Origin of the sequence: Nocardia suismassiliense, assembly GCF_900269665.1 — a bacterium.
GTDB classification, from domain to species: Bacteria; Actinomycetota; Actinomycetes; order Mycobacteriales; family Mycobacteriaceae; genus Nocardia; species Nocardia suismassiliense.
Map to the genome: position 1 here is coordinate 1,285,912 of NZ_LT985361.1, position 20,844 is coordinate 1,306,755.

Annotated in this window: 4 protein-coding genes; 3 read left to right on the forward strand and 1 reads right to left on the reverse strand. The window is 69.7% G+C overall.

Features of this window, described 5'->3' with window-relative positions; all coding sequences use genetic code 11:
* The first annotated feature begins 177 nt into the window (after positions 1–177).
* The 3 genes from DBO33_RS05825 (at position 178) to DBO33_RS05835 (ending at position 19,637) form a co-directional block, all read left to right on the forward strand.
* Positions 178–17,004 (forward strand): non-ribosomal peptide synthase/polyketide synthase, encoded by a 16,827-nt coding sequence (locus DBO33_RS05825; protein WP_407670482.1) that lies wholly within the window; start codon positions 178–180, stop codon positions 17,002–17,004.
* Positions 17,005–17,273: 269 nt separating this feature from the next.
* Positions 17,274–18,266, forward strand: a complete 993-nt coding sequence (locus DBO33_RS05830; RefSeq protein WP_107654101.1) for an alpha/beta hydrolase — start codon at positions 17,274–17,276, stop codon at positions 18,264–18,266.
* 135 nt (positions 18,267–18,401) lie between these two features.
* Entirely contained in the window at positions 18,402–19,637 is a 1,236-nt protein-coding gene (locus tag DBO33_RS05835; RefSeq protein WP_107654102.1) for an Nramp family divalent metal transporter, read from the forward strand.
* Positions 19,638–19,673: 36 nt separating this feature from the next.
* Here the strand turns inward: DBO33_RS05835 and DBO33_RS05840 are convergent, their stop codons facing one another.
* Positions 19,674–20,699 (reverse strand): SDR family oxidoreductase, encoded by a 1,026-nt coding sequence (locus DBO33_RS05840; protein WP_107654103.1) that lies wholly within the window; start codon positions 20,697–20,699, stop codon positions 19,674–19,676.
* Between the last annotated feature and the right edge of the window lie 145 nt (positions 20,700–20,844).

The following is a 20,844-nucleotide window of genomic DNA, read 5'->3' on the forward strand; positions in this document are numbered from 1 at the left end:
AGATCGCGAGGGCTGTGTCCGGTGTGCGCCGGTGCGGTCGGTAACGATGGGTATGCGCGCATTCGATGTCCATGGGGGTGGGGCCAGCGAGGCGTGTGTGCGGCGACAACAGGCAGGGTGAGGCATCTCCATGGTTCGGTCGGTCGGGCAGCGGTATGACGACGCTCGCGCAGCGGTGTGCGCATGACCCGCCCAGCCAGAGTTCGGCCTACCCGAACCAGACGAGCCAGGGTCACCACCCTGCCGCAGCTGATGGCGACGGCTGTCGAGGCGAACCCGAACGGCCTCGGTGTCGTGCTCGCCGACGCCGCCGGCACGCTGGCGGAGCTGAGCTACGCCGAACTCGATGAGCGGTCCACCCGGCTGGCGCGGCTGCTGATCGACCGTGGCGTCGGCCCCGAGGACCTGGTGGCCGTCGGCATCCCGCGCTCGATCGACTCCGTGGTCGCGGTCTGGGCGGTGGCCAAGGCAGGCGCCGGTTTCGTGCCGGTGGACCCGAACTACCCGGCCGACCGGGTCGAGCACATGGTCGCTGACTCCGGCGCCGTCTGCGGGCTGACCGTCGCCGCGGTGCGCGACGAACTACCGGACCGGGTCGACTGGCTGTCCATCGACACCGCCGACTGCGCCAGGTGGCTCGAGGAGTTCCCGGCGGACCCGGTGACCTACATCGACCGGGTGCGCCCACTGCGCGCCGAACACCCGGCTTACGTCATCTACACCTCCGGATCCACCGGCACACCCAAGGGCGTTGTCGTCACCCAGGCCGGCCTGTCCGGTTTCTGCGACGAGCAGCGTGAGCGCTATCAAGTGACGAGTGATTCGCGGACGCTGCATTTCGCGTCGCCGTCGTTCGATGCCTCGGTGCTGGAGCTGCTGCTCGCGATCGGCGGCGCGGCCACCATGGTCGTGGTGGCGCCGACCGTGTTCGGCGGCGAGGAACTCGCGGCGCTGATCCGCAGGGAACGCGTGACACACGCGTTCATCACGCCCGCGGCGCTCGCTTCGGTGGATCCCGCCGGGCTGGACGAGCTGCGGGTGGTCGTCGCGGGTGGCGAGGCGTGCCCGCCGGAGTTGGTGCGGCGCTGGGTGGTACCGGTGTCCGGCAGGCAAGTCCGGGAGTTCTACAACGGGTACGGGCCCACCGAGACCACGATCATGACGAACATCAGTGCGCCGCTGGTCCCGGACGCGCCGGTGCCGATCGGCGGGCCCATCCGCGCGGTCACCGAGTACGTGCTGGACGAGCAACTGGTGCCGGTCACCGGCGCGACGGTCGGCGAGCTGTACATCACCGGCGCGCAGCTGGCCAGGGGCTACCACGACCGGGCCGGGCTGACGGCGGCCCGCTTCATCGCGAATCCCTTCGACGCCAACGGCACTCGGCTGTACCGGACCGGTGACCTGGTCCGCTGGACCGCGGACGGCGAGCTGGAGTATCTCGGCCGCAACGACTTCCAGGTGAAGATTCGTGGCTTCCGCATCGAGCTCGGCGAGATCGACGCGGTGCTCGCCGCGCACGAGACGGTGGACTTCGCGGTCACCGTCGGCCACCAACTGGACAGTGGCGCCACGATTCTCGTCTCCTACGTGCATTCCGCGCCCGGCATGGACGCCGACGCCGCCGAGCTGGCCGCCGTCGCCGAGCAACGCCTGCCCGCACACATGGTGCCGACTGTGGTCATGGTGATCGCCGCGATCCCGCTGACGCCGGTCGGCAAGCTCGACCGCGCCGCGCTACCCGCACCACGCTTGCAGACCAAGGTGTTCCGCGCACCGGTCGGCCCGCTGGAAGAGCTGGTCGCCGACGTCTTCGCCGAGTTGCTCGGGCCCGGCGCCCCGGTGGGCGCCGACGACCACTTCTTCGAACTCGGCGGCAATTCGCTGATCGCCACGCAGGCGGCGGCCCGGCTGGGCACGGCCCTGTCCGCTCGGGTGCCCGCGCGGCTCATCTTCGAGACACCCACCGTCGCAGGCCTGGCCGAGCGGATGGAGTCGTTGAAGGGTGCCGGGGATCGGCGTGCGCTCGCGCCGACGGAACGGCCCGAACACATTCCGCTGTCGCTGGCGCAGCAGCGGATGTGGTTCCTGAACCAGTTCGACACCGCGTCGGCGGCGAACAATATTCCGATCGCGGTCCGGCTGTCCGGCGCGCTGGACGTGTCGGCGCTGCAGGCCGCGATCATGGATGTGATCGAACGGCACGAGACGCTGCGCACCGTGTACCCGGCCATCGACGGTACCGGCTACCAGGTGGTTCTCCCTGCGGCACAGGCCGTTCCGGACCTGGCACCGAAGCCGCTCGCCGAGCACGAGCTGGCGGACTGGCTGCGCGGGCTCGCGCTGGCCGGGTTCGATGTCGCCGCGGAGGTGCCGCTGCGCGTCGCGCTGGCCGAGCTGTCGCCCAGCGAACACGTGGTCGTCGTGGTGGTGCACCACATCGCCGCCGACGGCGCCTCGGTCGCCCCATTCCTGCGGGATCTGCTCGGCGCCTTCCTGTCTCGGCGCAACGGCGCCCCGCCCGCCTTGCCGCCGCTGCCGGTGCAGTACGCCGATTACACGCTGTGGCAGCGCGAGGTGCTCGGTGACGAGCACGACCCCGACTCGGTGGCCGCCGCGCAGATCGCCTACTGGCGCGCGGCGCTGGCCGGCATCCCGGATCGACTAGAGCTACCCGCGGACCGGCCACGCCCGGCCATCGCCTCGAATGCCGGAGCGGAATACACCTTCGAGGTGTCCGCCGAGGTGCATCGCGGGCTCACCGAGCTGGCCCAGCGGGCGGGCGCTTCGGAATTCATGGTGGTGCACGCCGCGTTCGCCGCACTGCTCGCCCGGCTCACCGGCACCGACGACATCGTCATCGGCACCCCGGTGGCCGGCCGGGGCGAGCGCGAGCTCGACGGGCTGATCGGCATGTTCGTGAACACCCTGGTGTTGCGCACGCCGATCGCTCCCGGCGCCTCGTTCGCCGAGTTGCTCGCGGCGACCAAAGAGACGGACCTGGCCGCGTTCTCGCATGCCGAGCTACCCTTCGAGCGGCTGGTCGAGGTGCTCGATCCGGTGCGCTCGCAGGCCCACCACCCGCTGTTCCAGGTGGCGCTGTTCTTCCAGAACATGAGCAAGGCGCACGTCGAGCTACCCGGCTTGTCCGCGCACGCGGTCGAATTCGACGGCGCGGTGGCCAAGTTCGACCTGCAGCTGACCGTGGTGCCCCAAAAGGAGGACGGGTTCTCGGCGCAGTTCACCTATGCCACGGATCTGTTCGACGAGGCGACTATCGCGGAGTTCGCGCAACGCTTCGAGCGGCTACTCGCCGCCGTGGGCACCGACCCGGATTGCGCGGTCGGTGAGATCGATCTGCTGGCGCCGGATGAGCTGGCGCGGATTCTCGTCGGCTGGAACGAGACCCGGCACGCGGTCGCGCCCGAACTGCTGCTCGACGGATACCGGCGGACGGCGGCGGCTTACCCCGATGCCGTCGCGCTGGCTTACGAGGGAACCGAGCTTACTTATCGTGAGTTCGATCGCCGAGTCAACCAGCTTGCCCGACTGCTGATTTCGCAGGGTGTCGGTGCGGAGTCGCTGGTAGGGCTGGCGATTCGGCGGTCCCTCGACCTAGTTGTCGGTATGTATGCGATCGTGACCGCTGGTGGCGCGTATGTGCCGTTGGATCCGGATCATCCGGCCGAGCGGATCGCGCACATCCTCGAGACCGCGCAGCCGGCCTGCGTGGTGACCACGTCGAAGGACGCGGTCGAGGTGCCCGCCGGTACGACGGCGCTGACCCTGGATACGGTCGATACCAACGCCTTCGACGGTGCACCGGTCCGCGACGAAGAACTGGTGCGTAAGGTGCTGCCGCAGCATCCCGCGTACGTCATCTTCACGTCGGGTTCGACCGGTCGCCCCAAGGGTGTCGCGGTCTCGCATGCGGCGATCAACAATCAGATCGAGTGGATGCTGGCGGAATACCCGCTCGGCCCCGACGATGTCTACCTGCAGAAGACCGCGACAACCTTCGATGTGTCGCTGTGGGGCTTCTTCATGCCGTTGCGCGTCGGCGCGAAGCTGGTAGTCGCCACTCACGACGGGCATCGCGACCCCGTGTACGTCGCGGAAACCATTGCCGCGCAGCGGGTCACCGTCACCGACTTCGTGCCATCGATGCTCACCGTGTTCGCCGCACACACCGCGGCGGGTGCCTGCCCGACCTTGCGGGACGTCTTCGTGATCGGCGAGGCGTTGCCGCCGGAGACCGTCGCCGCGTTCGCCACGGTGTCGGACGCACGGGTGCACAACCTCTACGGCCCGACCGAGGCCGCGGTGTCGGTGACCTACTGGCCCGCCGACGGCTCGGATCCCCGTACGGTGCCGATCGGCTTGCCACAGTGGAACACCCGGGTCTACGTGCTCGACGGGCGACTACGCCCGGTCCCCGCCGGGGTGCCCGGCGAGCTCTACCTCTCCGGTGATCAGCTGGCCCGCGGTTACGTCCGGCGCCCCGACCTGACCTCTGATCGGTTCGTGGCCGACCCCTTCGGCTTCGGCGAGCGCATGTACCGCACCGGCGACCTGGTGGTGTGGCGCGACCGCACCGGGGGTCGGTCCCATCGGCTGGATTACCTCGGCCGCACCGACTTCCAGGTCAAGTTCCGCGGCCAGCGTATCGAGCTCGGTGAGATCGAGACCGCGCTGCTGGCCCAGCCTGCGGTGAACCAGGCGGTGGCGCTGGTCAGCCGGTCCGCGCTGGGCGATCAGCTGGTGGCCTACGTCGTCGCCGTGCCGGGACAGCGGGTCGAGCAGGCGCAACTGCTCGCCGCGATCGCGGAGACGCTGCCCGCCTACATGATTCCGACGGCCATCGTCGCCTTGGACGCCTTTCCGCTGAACCCGAGCGGAAAACTGGATCGCAAGGCGCTGCCCGAGCCGACCTTCACCGCGCGCGAATTCCGGGCACCCGCAACGCCGGTCGAGGAGATCGTCGCCGAGGTGTTCGGCGAGGTGCTCGGCCTCGACCGGGTCGGCGCCGACGACGACTTCTTCGCCCTCGGCGGCAACTCGCTGATCGCCACCCAGCTGGTGGCCCGGCTGGGTGCCGCGGTCGACGCCAGGGTCCCGGTGCGGACGCTGTTCGAGACGCCGACGGTGCAGTCGCTGGCCGCCGCCATCGACTCGCAGACGCACGGCGCGCGCGGCGTGCCGCTGGGCAGCATCGCCCGCCCCGATCGGTTGCCGTTGTCGCTCGCGCAGCGCCGGATGTGGTTCCTCAATCGGTTCGACCAGTCCGACGGTGACGCGGCGGTGGGTTCGGCGGCCTACAACCTGCCGTTCGCCTTGCGGCTCACCGGCGCGCTGGACGTCGCGGCCCTCGGCGCCGCCCTGGACGACGTGGTGAGCAGACACGAAGTACTGCGCACCGTGTACCCGGAGAACGCGGACGGCCCGATCCAGGTGGTGCTGCCCGCGAGCCGGGTGCAGCTGGACGTCACCGCGCGTCCCGTCGCCGCGGCCGAGGTGCCCGGCGAGGTGTATGCGCTGGCGTCGACACCGTTCGACGTCACCGATGAGGTGCCGGTACGCGTGCGCCTGCTCGAGATCACCGACGGCACAGCGGAATCGGATCACGTCCTCGCGGTGGTGGTGCATCACATCGCGGCGGACGCGTCCTCGATGGGCCCGCTGGTGCGCGACGTGATGATCGCCTACGCCGCGCGGACCGCGGGCGAGGCGCCCGGGTGGAGTCCGCTGCCGGTGCAGTACGCCGACTACGCGCTCTGGCAGCGGGCGGTGCTCGGCGACGAAGCCGACCCGGAATCGATTGCCGCGCAGCAGATTCTGTTCTGGCGCAAGCAGCTCGCCGGGTTGCCCGACCTGCTGGAGCTGCCGACGGATCGGCCGCGTCCTGCCATCGCGTCGATGGCCGGTGCCCGGGTGGACGTGCAGATCGACGCCGCCACCCATGCCGGTCTCGTGGAACTCGCTCGCGCGCACGGTGCGACGTTGTTCATGGTCGTGCACACCGCGCTGGCGGTGCTGCTCGCCCGGTTGTCCGGTTCCGGCGACATCGCCATCGGCACCCCGGTGGCCGGTCGCGGCGAGCGCGAACTCGACGACCTGATCGGCATGTTCGTCAACACCGTGGTCTTCCGGGCCACGGTCGACGGCGGTGCGGCGTTCACCGATGTGCTTGCCAGGCAGCGTGATACCGACCTGCAGGCGTTCGCCCACGCGGACATCCCGTTCGAGCGACTGGTCGAGGTGCTCAACCCGCCCCGCTCGACCGCCCATCACCCACTGTTCCAGGTGGGCCTGTCGTTCCAGAACATCGCGCGCACCGCGCTGGAACTACCCGGCCTGGCCGTGACCGGCGTCGACGCGAATCTCGATGTGTCGCAGTTCGATCTGCACCTGATCGTGGGGGACAGCTACGACGAGTCCGGCACACCCACCGGCATGGGTGGGTTCTTCACCTACGCCACCGATCTTTTCGACGCCGCGACGGTGCAGGGCTTCGCCGAGCGGCTCGCGCGTATCCTCGCCGCCGTCGTAGCCGACGCCACGATCCCGGTGGGCGATATCGATCTGCTGGCCGCCGCCGAACGCGACGCGGTCCTGTCCCGCTGGAACGACACCGCGCACCAGGTCGACGCGGTCGTGACGCTGCCGTGGTTCTTGCAGCGCGCGGTGCTGGCCGCGGCTCCCGAGGCCGTCGCCGTGGTGACCGACTTGCCCGACGGCGCCCGGCACGAGCTGACCTACGTCGAGCTGGACACCAGGGTGAATCGCCTTGCCCGCTACCTGATCTCGATCGGGGTCGGGCCTGAGTCGCGGGTGGCGCTCGCCTTCCGCCGTTCGGTGGACCTGGTCGTCGCCATGTACGCGGTCGCCAAAGCCGGTGGCGCGTATGTGCCGGTCGACCCGGACCAGGCCGCCGAGCGCACCGGCTACATCCTGGAGACCGCGGCACCGGTATGCGTGCTCACCAACGCGGACGCCGACTTCGACACCGAGGTCGCGCCCGTGGTGCCCATCGACGAGCTCGTGCTGAGCTCCTTCGCCAGCGGACCGCTCGCGGACACCGAACGTCTTGCGCCGCTGCGGCCCGCGAACACCGCGTACGTGATCTTCACGTCGGGCTCGACCGGCCGCCCGAAGGGCGTCGCCGTCTCGCACGCCGCGATCGCCAACCAATTGCAGTGGAAGACTGCCGAATTCGGCCTATCCGACCGCGACGCCGTGCTGCTGAAGACGGCGGCGACCTTCGACCTCTCGGTCTGGGAATTCTGGTCGGCGGTGGCCTGCGCGGGCAAGCTGGTGATCGCCGCGCCGGACGGGCACCGCGATCCGGCCTACCTCAACGAGCTCATCACCCGGGAAGCGGTGACGACGCTGCATGTCGTCCCGTCCATGCTGGACGCGCTGCTGGTGCACACCGGCACCGAGTCCGCGCCGGCACCGTCGCCGTTGCGGCGCGTGCTCGCCATCGGTGAGGCATTGCCCGCCGCGCTGGCACAGCGCTTCCTGGCGACGCGGCCCGAGGCGGAACTGTTCAACCTGTACGGCCCGACCGAGGCTGCGGTGTCGATCACCCATCATCGGGTGACCGAGGCCGACCACGGCTCCGTGCCGATCGGTGCGCCCGAGTGGAACAGCCAGGTCTACGTGCTGGATTCGCGACTTCGCCCGGTGCCCGTCGGCGTCTTCGGTGAGCTGTACCTGTCGGGCACTCAGCTGGCCCGCGGCTACTTCGGCCGGGCCGATCTGACCGCGGATCGGTTCGTGGCCAACCCGTTCCAGTCCGGCGAGCGCATGTACCGCACCGGTGACCTGGTGGCCTGGAACCGCGACGGTGAGCTGAACTACCAGGGCCGCACCGACTTCCAAGTGAAGATCCGTGGCTTCCGGATCGAGTTGGGCGAGATCGAGGCCGCGCTGCTGGCGTTGCCGGAGATCGCACAGGCGGCAGTGGTCGCCAAGTCCGATCCCAAGACCGGTGATCGTTTGGTCGCCTACCTGGTCGGCCGAGCCGAGCCGGCCGCCCCGGCCGGGCCCGCCTCCTCGTTCGCCGTACAGGCCGCCGCCTTCGCCCAAGCCGCCGAAGGCGAGGCGTCCGAGGACGCCGGCCTCGATGTGGCGCAGGTGAAGTCGGCGCTGAGCGAGGCGTTGCCGTCGTACATGGTGCCGTCGGCGTTCGTGGTGCTGGACGCCTTGCCGCTCAACGTGAACGGCAAGTTGGATCGAAAGGCGTTGCCGGAGCCGGAGTTCGAGGCGCAGGTGTTCCGTGCCCCGTCTACACCGATCGAGGAGATCGTCGCGTCGGTGTACGCCGAGGTGCTCGGCGTCGAGCGGGTCGGTGCCGACGACGACTTCTTCGCCCTCGGCGGCAACTCGCTGCTGGCCACTCAGGTCGCAGCCCGCATCGGTGCCGCGCTGGACGCCCGCGTCCCCGTCCGCGCCTTGTTCGAGGCCGCCACCGTGGCCGGGCTCGCGATCAAGGTCGAGCACACGACGGCGGAGACCACCCGCACTCCGCTGGTCGCCCAGCCGCGTCCCGAGCACATTCCGCTGTCCTCCGCGCAGCAGCGGATGTGGTTCCTGAACCAGTTCGACACCGCCGCCGCCGTCTACAACATCCCGGCCGCCATCCGGCTGTCCGGCGACCTGAATGTGGACGCGTTGCAGCAGGCCGTCGCCGATCTCGTCGCACGCCACGAGATCATGCGCACCGTCTACCCGGAGACCATGAACGGCCCGGAGCAGCGCGTCCTCGCGCCGCACGAGGTGTCGGTGGATCTGGCCCCCGCGCAGATCGGCGAGGAACGCGTGGCGCACGAGGTGCAGCGCATCGTGTCCGCCGGTTTCGACGTCACCATGGAGGTGCCGTTCCGCGCCAGGTTGTTCCAGCTGGCGGCCACCGAATACGTCCTGGTGTTCGTCGCGCACCACATCAGCGCGGACGGCTGGTCGATGGGGCCGCTGACCCGAGATCTGATGCTGGCCTACGCCGCTCGCAGCGGTGGCGAGGCACCCTCCTGGGCGCCGCTGCCGATCCAGTACGCCGACTACGCGCTCTGGCAGCGCAGCGTGCTCGGCAGCGACGACGACCCCGAGTCCCTCGCGGGCGCCCAACTCGCCTATTGGACAACCGAACTCGCCGATCTGCCGGACGAGCTGAACCTGCCTGCCGATCGGCCCCGGCCCGCAGCGCAGAGTTTCGCGGGCGGCAAAACCGATTTCGTCGTCGACGCCGACGTGCATGCCGCGCTGGTCGGGTTGGCCAAGCAGCACAACGCGACGCTGTTCATGGTCGTGCACACCGCGCTGGCGGTGTTCCTGGCGCGCATGTCCGGCACCGAGGACGTCGCCATCGGCACCCCGATCGCGGGCCGCGGCGAGCCCGAACTCGACGATCTCATCGGCATGTTCGTCAACACACTGGTGCTGCGCACGAAGGTCGCGGCCGACCTCGGCTTCACCGAGTTGCTCGCGGCCAACCGGGAGACCGACCTGCGCGCCTTCGCCAACTCCGACACCCCGTTCGAGCGGCTGGTCGAGGTGCTCGATCCGGAGCGTTCCGCCGGTCGCCACCCGCTGTTCCAGGTGGCGCTGTCCTTCGAGAACCTCGCCGCCACCAGCTTCGAGCTACCCGGCCTGAGTTTTGCCGCGCTGGACCCGGCCGCGGACACCGCCAAGTTCGACCTGCTGCTGACCGTGCGCGAGCAGCGCACCGAGGCGGGCGCCGAAGCCGGCCTCGCCGCCGAATTCACCTATGCCCGCGACCTGTTCGACGAGCACACGGTCGCCGAGTTCGGTCGCCGCTTCCGCGGCATCCTCGCCGCCGTCGCGCAGGATCCGGCCACCGCCGTCGGCGACCTGGAGATCCTGGACGAGTCGGAGCGGGCCGAGCTGGTCACCCGCTCGGGCGGCGACGCTGTGGCGCCGCGCAGCCTGCCGGAGCTGATGGCCTCGGCGGTCACCAGAAATCCCACCGGCGCCGCCCTCGTCGTCGGCGGCCGGTCCTTCAGCTACGTCGAACTCGACGCCGCCTCTTCGCAATTGGCGCGCACACTGATCGATCGCGGCGCGGGCCCGGATGTGCTGGTCGCGCTGGCGGTCCGGCGCTCGGTGGAATCCCTGCTCGCGCTGTGGGCGATCGCCAAGACCGGGGCGGCGATCGTGCCGATCGACCCGACCTACCCGCCCGAGCGCATCGCGCACATGGTGGCCGATTGCGGTGCGGCACTGGGCGTGACGCTCACCGCTGAGCTGGGCGCGCTGCCCACCTTGGCGGGCGGGCGGCCCTGGTTCGTGCTCGACGATCGCGATTTCACCTTCGACGTCGCGTCCCGCTCGGACCGCCCGATCAGCCTCACCGAACGCCACGGCCCCATCCGGAGCAGCAACGCCGCGTACGTGATCTACACCTCGGGCTCCACCGGTTTGCCCAAGGGCGTGGTGGTCACGCACGCGGGCCTGGCCAACTTCAGCGCCGAACAGGTGGAGCGGTACGGTCTCGACCAGTCCACCCGCGCACTGGCTTTCGCCTCGCCGTCCTTCGACGCGTCGATGCTGGAGCTGTTGCTCGCGCTCGGTTCAGCGGGCGCACTGGTGGTCGCGCCGCCGCTGACGTTCGGCGGCAGCGAACTGGCCGACCTCATCCGGGCGGAAGGGGTGACGCACGCCTTCCTCACGCCCTCGGTGCTCGCCTCGCTCGACCCGGACGGTCTCGCGGGCATGCAGGCGATCGTGGCGGGCGGCGAAGCGGTGCCCGCCGACCTGGTCACCAAGTGGGCGGGTGCCGAGAACCGGCGCTTCTACAACGGTTACGGCCCCACCGAGACCACGATCATGACCAACATCAGCGACCCGCTGCGGCCGGGGGAGCCGGTAACCATCGGCGGTCCCATCCGCGGCATGCGGTCGCTGGTCCTGGACCGCAGGCTGCGCCCGGTGCCCGAAGGTGTTGCGGGCGAGCTGTATCTGGGCGGCATCCAGCTGGCGCGTGGGTACCACGCCAAGCCGGGACTCACGGCGAGCCGGTTCGTCGCGGACCCGTACGGGGTGCCCGGCGAGCGGCTCTACCGGACCGGCGACGTGGTGCGCTGGGCGCGCTCCGGCGGCGAGCCGGTGGTGGAGTATGTGGGCCGCAACGACTTCCAGGTGAAGGTGCGTGGCTTCCGGATCGAGCTCGGCGAGATCGACGCCGCGCTCACCGCGCAGCCCGGCGTCGAGTTCGCGGTCACCCTCGGCCGCGAATCCGGTTCGGGCGCGACGATGCTGGTGTCCTATGTGCTGCCCGCCACGGGTGTCACGCTCGATGTAGCAGAGCTGACCGAAGAGCTCGGCGCCATCCTGCCGGAGTACATGGTGCCCACCGCCATCGTCGTGCTGGACGAGATCCCGCTGACGCCGGTCGGCAAGCTGGATCGGCGCGCACTGCCCGAACCCGCCCTCGAGACCACCGCGTACCGCGCACCGCAGACCCACGCCGAATTGACCATCGCGGAGGTGATCGGCGAGGTGCTCGGCATCGACCGGGTCGGCCTCGACGACGACTTCTTCGCCCTCGGCGGCGACAGCATCGTCTCCATCCAGGTGGTGTCGCGATCGCGCGGCCGCGGCGTGACCTTCGCCCCGCGTGACGTTTTCGAGCTGCGCACCGTCGCCGCGCTGGCCAAGGCCGCCACGGTCGAGGACGGGCCGGGCGACGAATCCGGCGATCTGCCGTTGACGCCGCACGCGGCCCGGCTGCTCGACACCGGCGTCGAGGTACGCGCCATCGCGCTCGACGTGCCGGAGAGCTGCGCCGTCGAAGCCGTGCACACCGCGGTCGGCAAGGTGCTCGATCAGCATCCGATGCTGTGGGTCCGGCTGGATCGTTCGGGTGATACCCCGGTGCTGCGGATCCCGCCCGCCGACGAACGCACCGGCGAGGCATTTCGCAGGCTCGACGCGCAGCACGGCGAAACCACGCTGCCCATCGACGATGTGGTGCAGGCCGCCGCCGCGGCGCTCGATCCCGAGCAGGGCCGCAATATCCACTTCGTGCTGACCGGCGGTCCCGAGGGCCGGTCCACGCTGATCGTCGTCGCCAACGGCCTTGTGGTGGACGATATCTCGTGGCGGACCATGGTCGACCAGCTCACCGCGGCCTGGAGCCGCGGCAGGCACGCCGCGCCCGCGGCACCGGAATCCGGTCTCGGCGTGCTCATTCGGGCGCTCTCGACCAAGGCGCACGATCTGCGCACCGTCGGCGAGCTCGGCTGGTGGGAGCGGATTCTGGCGACCGTCCCCGAGGGGAACGTCGCAGACGGGCGTGACCTGCGGGTGCGCAGCCGCGTCTCGCTGGCCATCACCGCGGAGGGCGCGGCCGCGGTGGTCGCCGCTGCGACGGCCTACCACGCCACCGTGGACGACGTCCTGCTGACGGCGGTCGCGCTGGCGCTGCAGACCTCGGCGGGCGAATCCGTCACCCGCGCCCTCGGTTCGGTGATCCGGCTGTCCGCCGACGAGCGGTCCGCAACCAACGCCGACGAGAGCATGGTCGGCGGCTTCACCACCGAGTTCCCGCTTCCGTTGCGGCTCACCAGGATCGACGCCGACGACGCGCTCGTCGGCGGTCCGGCCGCCGGGGCCGCGCTGGCGCAGATCAAGGAGCTGCGCCGCTCGGTGCCCTCGCATGGCGTCGGCTACGGCCTGCTGCGCTACCTCAACGCGGACACCGCCGCCGAACTGAGCGAGCTCGGCCGTGGCCGATTCGCGCTGCGCTACCGGGATCTGCGCCCGGCCCGGGTACACACCGACACCCCGGCCGACGACCTGTTGCTCGACCTCACCGTCGACGCCGCCGACGACGGCCTGGTGGCCCGGTTCGACTACGCCTCTGCGGTATTCGCCGCCGACGAGGTGAAAACCTTTGCCGAGCACTGGATCTACGCGCTGGGCGGGCTGGCCGAGCACGGGCTGCGGGCGGACGGGGTCACCTATACGCCGTCGGACTTCACGCTGGTTCGGCTGAAGCAGCCCACCATCGACCGGCTCGCCGCCGCCTACCCGACCCTCACCGATGTCTGGCCGGTGACGCCGCTGCAGTCGGGCATGCTGTTCCACGCCTTGCTCGCCGAGTCCTCGGTCGACGTCTACACCACCCAGTTCGTGCTCGACCTGGGCGGCACGGTGGACACCGGACGGATGCACGCCGCGGCACAGGCCGTGCTGGATCGGCACGACAACCTGCGCGTCGCCTTCGCCGAGGACGACGCGGGCAATCCACTGCAGGTCGTGCAGGATTCGCTCGAAGTGCCGTGGCGCTACATCGATCTCGGTCAGCTCGCCCCCGAGGCCGCTGCCGAGGAATTGGCGGGCATCAAGGCGGCCGACCTGGCCGATCACTTCGATATGCGGACCGCGCCGCTGCTGCGGTTCGCGCTGATCCGGTCCGCCGCGGCGGATCCCGCGACCGCGGACGGCCCCGCCACCGGCACGTACCACCTGCTGGTCACCAGCCATCACATCCTGATCGACGGCTGGTCGATGCCGCTGCTGATGAAGGACCTGCTGACGCTGTACGCGCTCGGCGGCAATTCCCGGCATCTGCCCAAGGTGCCGTCCTACCGGGGCTACCTGGCCTGGCTGGCCGCGCAGAAGGCCGACGCCGCGCGCGAAGCCTGGCGGGCCGCGCTGAGCGGGATCACCGAGCCGACGCCGCTGGCGCCGGTCGATCCGGGCCGCGAAATCTCCGCGGGGGTGGGCGAAGTCGGCTTCGAACTGGCACAGTCCGACACCACCGCACTTACCCGGCTCGCCTCGGGTCTGGGCGTCACCGTGAACACCGTCGTGCAGGCGGCGTGGGGTCTGCTGATCGGGCGCAGCGTCGATCGCGACGATGTGGTCTTCGGCGCCACCGTCTCCGGCCGGCCGCCGCAGCTGGACGGCGTCGAGAGCATGGTCGGGCTGTTCCTCAACGCGATCCCGGTGCGGGTGCGCCTCGGCGCCACCGACACCCTGGGCGGGCTGCTGCGCCAGCTGCAAGCCGAACAGGCCGGGCTGCTCGATCACCATTACCTCGGGCTGAGCGATATTCAGGAAACCGTCGGCGTGGAAGGGCTTTTCGACTCTCTGGTGGTGTTCGAATCGTTCCCCGTCGACCGGGACGGCCTGGACAAGGCCAGTGCGATCGACGGCATGAGCGTCACCGGCGTCGGCGCGGTCAACGGCACGCACTACCCGCTCACCGTGATGGTGGTGCTGGACAGTCAGCTGCGGGTCTCGGTGAAGTACCTGCGCGACCTGTTCGACGAGCCGGCGGCACAGGCGCTCGCGCAACGGCTTTCGGCCCTGATCCGCCGCTTCGTGACCAACCCGCAGGCGCGCGTCGCCGACATCGACGTGCTGCTGGACGGCGAGCGGGCCGAGCTGGCCGCCCGCAACGCCACCGAGGTGCCGGAGCTGCTGGACGACGCGACGCTGCTGTCGCTGTTCGACGCTCAGGTGGCCCGCACGCCGGACGCGGTCGCGGTGCGCTACGGCGACGTCACGCTCAGCTACGCCGAGCTCGACCTGCGCTCCCGCGCGCTGGCCGCGGAGATCGCCCGCTGGGGTGTCGGGCCGGAATCGCTGGTGGGCGTGGCCATGCGGCGCGGTGTCGACCTGGTCGTCGCGATCTACGCGGTGCTGCGGGCCGGCGCGGGCTACCTGCCGATCGACCCGGATCACCCGGCCGAGCGCAATGAATACGTGCTGGCCAGTGCCGCCCCGGCCTGCGTGCTGACCACCGGCGATGCCTTCGTGACCGACACCGATATCGCGGTCGTCGCGGTGGATACCCTCTACCTGCCGCTGGATTCGGTCTCGCGCACCGACATCGGCGTGCACCCGGACAACGTCGCCTACGCCATCTACACCTCCGGCTCCACCGGCCGCCCCAAGGGCGTGGTGATCACGCACCGGCAGATGGTCAACCAGTTCCGCTGGGCGCAGCGGGCTTACCCGCACGACACCGGCGACGTGGTGCTGCACAAGACGCCGATCACCTTCGACATCTCCACCTGGGAGTTGTTCTGGCCCTTGCAGACCGGCGCCTCGATCGTGGTCGCCGAGCCCGACGGCCACCGCGATCCGGTGTATCTGGCGAAGATCATCGCCGAGAACGAGGTCAGCACGGTGCATTTCGTGCCGTCCATGCTGGATGCCTTCCTCGTGCCGGATTCGGCGGCGGACTACCCGAGCCTGCGCCGGGTGTTCGCCGCGGGTGAGGCGCTGTCCGCGGAGACCGCGACGACCTTCGCCGACACCGTTCCGGGTACCCAGCTGGTGAACTGGTACGGGCCCGCCGAGGCGACCGTGGTGACCGACTACCTGGTGGAAGGCACTGCCGCACTGGCGGTTCCGATCGGTACACCGGTGGCCAACACTCAGGTGCACGTGCTCGACCGGCAGCTGCGCCCGGTGCCGCCCGGTGCCGCGGGCGAGCTGTACATCGCGGGCGTACAGCTGGCCCGCGGCTACCTCGGTGCCCCCGCCCTCACCGCGGAGCGTTTCGTGGCGCACGAGGGCGGTACGCGCCTGTATCGCACCGGTGACATCGTCCGCTGGCGCGTTGGCGCGCTGGAGTACCTGGGGCGCAGCGACTTCCAGGTCAAGCTGCGCGGTCAGCGCGTCGAGCTCGGCGAGATCGAAACCGTGCTGCTCGGCCACGAATCCGTGCGTCACGCCGCCGTCTCCCTCGTCGGCGGCCCGTCGGGTGATCGGCTGGTCGCCTACCTGGTCGCCATGCCGGGGGAGACCGTCGACCAGACCGCGGTGCTGTTGCACGCGCGCGGCGCGCTGCCGTCGTACATGGTGCCGTCGGCGTTCGTCGTGCTGGATGCCTTGCCGCTCAACGCCAGTGGCAAGCTCGACCGCAAGGCACTGCCGGTCCCCGAACTCGCCGCCCGCCCGTACCGGCCGCCGACCACCCCGCTGGAGCGGACCATCGTCGAGGTGTTCGCCGAGATCCTCGGCGTCGAACGGGTCGGCCTGGACGACGACTTCTTCGATCTCGGCGGCAATTCACTGGTCGCCACCCGCGCGGTCAGCCGGTTGCGCACGCTCACCGGCGCCGAGGTCCGGGTGCAGTGGTTCTTCACCGATTCCACCCCCGGCGCGCTGGCCACCCGCATCCTCGCGGCGCTGGCCGGAGACCACGACTACGACCTGGACTCGAACGCGGCGCTCGGTGTGCTGCTGCCGATCCGCACCAGAGTGCCGCACGACACGGCCGCCGCCGAGCCGCTGTTCTGCCTGCACCCGATGTACGGATTGTCCTGGTGCTACGCGGGACTGGCTCGGTACGTGCCCGCCAGCAGGCCGATCTTCGGTCTGCAGTCGCCCGCGCTCACCGAAGACGGCTATCTGCCCGTGTCGCTGGCCGAGATGGCGAGCCGGTACGTCGCGGAGATCCGCGCCGTCCAGCCGGCCGGGCCGTACCGGCTGCTCGGCTGGTCGCTCGGCGGGGTGCTGGCGCACGCCGTCGCGACCGAACTGCAAGCCGCGGGTGAAGAGGTCGCGCTGCTGGCCATGCTGGACAGCCATCCCGACATCGACGTCACCGACTTCCGGGCCGCGATCCGGGAGGCGTTGAGCGAGCTCGGTATCGGCGCCGACGCGCTGCTGCCCACCGAGGGCGACATCCACGACCTCAGCGACGAGGCGCTGGCCGCGCTGCACGCCACCATCCCGCCGGACATGGCCGTGCTCACGCCGGAGCGGGTGCGCCGGATCTACCGCAGCGCGGTGCGTTCGGCCGAGCTCATCGCCGAGCATCGCCCGGAGGTGTTCCGCGGCAGGCTCGACTACTACAGCGCGGCCGGGCACGAGACCGCGGCAGCCAACTGGCAACCGTTCGTCGACGGCCGTGTCGAAGATCACCCGGTCGGCGTCGCACACGATCAGATGACCACGCCGGAGGCGCTGGCCGAGATCGGGCCGGGCCTGTCCGACCTGCTCGACCCGCGGGCGCACTAGGTGTGTGCGAAGGTGGGTCGGACGCGTCGGAACAGGGGTAGTTCAGGCATGATGGGGCAACCCTGCGGTAACGATCACCTCTTTTGCCGCGACTACATAAGCCGTATGGTCTGCCGTGGTGTGTCCAGGGCATCCACCGCAGGCGTGTGGGGAATGCAGATGGAATCTCGAGACGAAGCGAAGGTGCGAAATTGATACGTCGACAGACCCGGCGCAGCGGCCTACGTGCCGCCGCGGCGATCGCGGCCACGGCGGTCCTTGCGGGAGTGATGACCGGTCTCGGCGTGACCACCGCGTCGGCAGCCGACCCGATCATCGAGGGTAAGAGTCTGCTCGCCAACCCGACCGCCCCGGACGGATCACGTATCACCAAGGCCGAGTACAAGGATGCGCGCAACATCCGGCTGTACGTGTACTCGGCGGCGATGGACCAGAAGGTCATCATCGACGTCCAGCGCCCGGCCGACGCCTCGGTGCCGCGCCCGACCCTCTACCTGCTCAACGGCGCGGGTGGCGGCCAGGACGACGCCTCCTGGCAGGCGAAGACCGATGCGCTGCAGTTCCTTTCGGACAAGAACGTGAACGTGGTGCAGCCGATCGGTGGCAAGTGGAGCTACTACACCGACTGGATCAAGGACGACCCGGCGCTCGGGCGCAACAAGTGGAAGACCTTCTTCACCGAGGAGCTGCCGCCGCTGATCGACGGCGCGCTGGGCACCAACGGCGTGAACGCGATCTCCGGCCTGTCCACCTCGGGCACCACCGTGCTCGCGCTGCCGATCGCCAAGCCGGGCCTGTACAAGGCGGCCGCGGCCTACAGCGGTTGCGCGCAGACCAGCGACCCGGTCGGCTCGGAGTTCGTCAAGCTGACCGTCGAGACCTGGGGTGGCGGCAATACCGACAACATGTGGGGCCCGCAGGGTTCGGCGGAGTGGGTGGCCAACGATCCGTACGTGCACGCCGAAGGTCTGCGCGGACTGGACCTCTACATCTCCACCGGCAACGGCCTGCCCGGCCAGTACGACACCCTCGACGGCAAGTACGCGCTGCCCGGCGCCTACGGTCTGGCGAACCAGATCATCATCGGCGGCGTGATCGAGGCCGGCACCAACTACTGCACGAACAACCTCAAGGGGAAGCTGGACTCGCTGGGCATCCCGGCGACCTACAACTTCCGCAACAGCGGCACCCACTCGTGGGGCTACTGGCGCGACGAGTTCCAGCTGTCGTGGCCGGTGCTGGCCCGCGGCCTGGGCATCTGAGGCTTCAGCTTCACCAACTGAATACGGACTGACCGCCTGGTTATACCTTCGGGTATGACCAGGCGGTCGGCTTTCAGGGGTAGCTCTAACCAAAAAGTTCGGGAACCCGTAAAATTCTGTTCCGTGAGTGCAACGATGGTCGAGTCCGCTAAGTCTGTGTCCCAGCGGGCCCGTGCGGCCAGCCTCCTGCTGGGGCCGGCCTTCGTGGCGGCGATCGCCTATGTGGACCCCGGCAATGTGGCCTCGAATATCAGTGCGGGCGCGCAGTTCGGGTATCTGCTCGTATGGGTCATCGTGATGGCCAACGTGATGGCCGGACTCGTCCAATTCCTCTCCGCCAAGCTGGGATTGGTGACCGGTATGTCGTTGCCGGAGGCGGTGCGGGAACGGTCGGGCAAGTGGACCCGGCTCGGTTACTGGGGGCAGGCCGAGACCGTCGCCATGGCCACCGACCTGGCCGAGGTGGTCGGCGGCGCGATCGCACTCAACCTGTTGTTCCAGCTGCCGCTGCTGGTCGGCGGTGTGATCACCGGCGTGGTGTCGATGGGCCTGCTGCTGGTGCAGGACCGGCGCGGGCAGCGGCCGTTCGAGCGGGTGATCACCGGGCTGCTCGCCGTCATCGCCATCGGCTTCCTGGCCAGTGTGTTCATCTCACCGCCCTCGGTCGGCGGCACCCTCGGCGGACTGGTGCCCAGGTTCCAGGGCGCCGAGAGCGTGCTGCTCGCCGCGGCCATGATCGGCGCGACGGTGATGCCGCACGCGGTGTATCTGCATTCCGGCCTGGCCAGGGACCGGCACGGACACCCGGCGCCCGGCCCGCTGCGGGTGCGGCTGCTCAAGATCACCAAGGTGGACGTCGCACTGGCCATGGTGCTGGCAGGCACGGTGAACCTGGCCATGCTGCTGATGGCGGCGAATACGTTGCGCGACCGGGAAATCGAGACGCTGCAGGACGCGCACACCGCCGTCGGCGACGCGCTCGGACCGGTCGCGGCGCTGCTGCTGGCCATCGGCCTGCTCGCCTCCGGCCTGGCCTCGACCTCGGTCGGCGCCTACGCGGGCGCGATGATCATGCAGGGCCTGCTGCGCAAGCAGATTCCGCTGATGGTGCGCCGCCTGGTCACCCTGATCCCCGCCCTGGTGATCCTGGCCGTCGGCATCGATCCCACTCGGGCACTGATCATCTCCCAGGTGGTGCTGTCCTTCGGCATCCCGTTCGCGCTGATTCCGCTGGTGCGATTCACCAGCGATCGAGTCCTGATGGGCAACGACGTCAACCATCGCGTCACCACTGGACTAGCCTGGCTGATCGCGGCCATCATCTCGGCACTCAACGTCGCGCTGATCTATCTGACCCTCACCGGCGCCTGAAAGCCGCACGGCCGCCGGGGCATTCGGCGTCGATCGTCAGACCCAGTTCTCGATCCAGTACTTCCAGATCAGCGGCGCGTAACCGGCCAGCGGCGGCACCTTGATATCGGTGCCCGCGAGGGCGGCGGAGGTATTGCGGCAGTCGAACCAGCAGCTGAACTCGCTGTGCTCCAGCACATCTTGCGGAACGCCGACCCGGGGCAGCACCCAGCTCGCGCCCGGCACCTGCAACACCATGTCGAGCGCGCGCTTGGGCATCACCTCGACCAGGTGCGGCGCACCTGCCTCGTCGGCGAACAGGTTCAACGCCTCGGCCACGCTCTGTCTACGCGGATCGACCAGATGGTAGGTCGTCGCGTCCGAGCCTGGTTGGTGCGCAATATGATCCAGCGCCCGCGCTACGAAATCGACCGGGACCATGTTGGTTTCGCCGAGCTTGGGCACCAGCACCGGCAGAATGCGCGGCAACTGGGCGCCCATGCGCAGCAGCCGGAAAAAGTAGTAGGGGCCGTCGATCCGGTCGATCTCACCGGTCCGGGAATGGCCGATCACGATCGAGGGCCGGTAGATCCGCCAGGGCAGCGTGGCCGCGCGCACGATCCGCTCGGCCTCGAACTTGGCCCGCTGCGTCGGCGTGGCCAGCACCTGGCCCACGTCGAACATGTCCTCGGTGAACAGGCCCTCGGCCGAGCCGGCCACCTCCACCGTCGAGACATGATGGAGCAGACCGGCTTTCAAACTTTCGGCGACATCGACCACGTGCCGGGTACCGTCGGCTCGCTCCGCCAGGTCGTAGCTGGACGCCAGATGGAAGACATGATCGATCGCGCCGCGATGCTCGGCCAGCCACGCCGGGTCGATACCCAGCCCGGGCGCACCGAGGTCGCCGGGCACCGGTAGCACCCGATCCGCACCATGCCACTCGCGGGCACAGCAGGCGAACCGGTCGGCGGACTCGGCGCCCGGCCGTACCAGCACGTGGATGACACCCTCGCGTTTCAGCAGCTCGGGGATGAGGAACCGACCGATGAACCCAGTTGCCCCGGTAACCAGGTAGCCCATGAGGCATGAGCCTAGCTCTGTCCGCCTCTCCGGGACTTCAGGCCGGACTCGTGCGCGTTGGATGTCGCGTTGGCGACCGGCGGTTGGGTGGTGAGTGGGGTTGGCCTGTGCCCGGGGAGTTACCCATGTGCTTGCGAAATGAGTT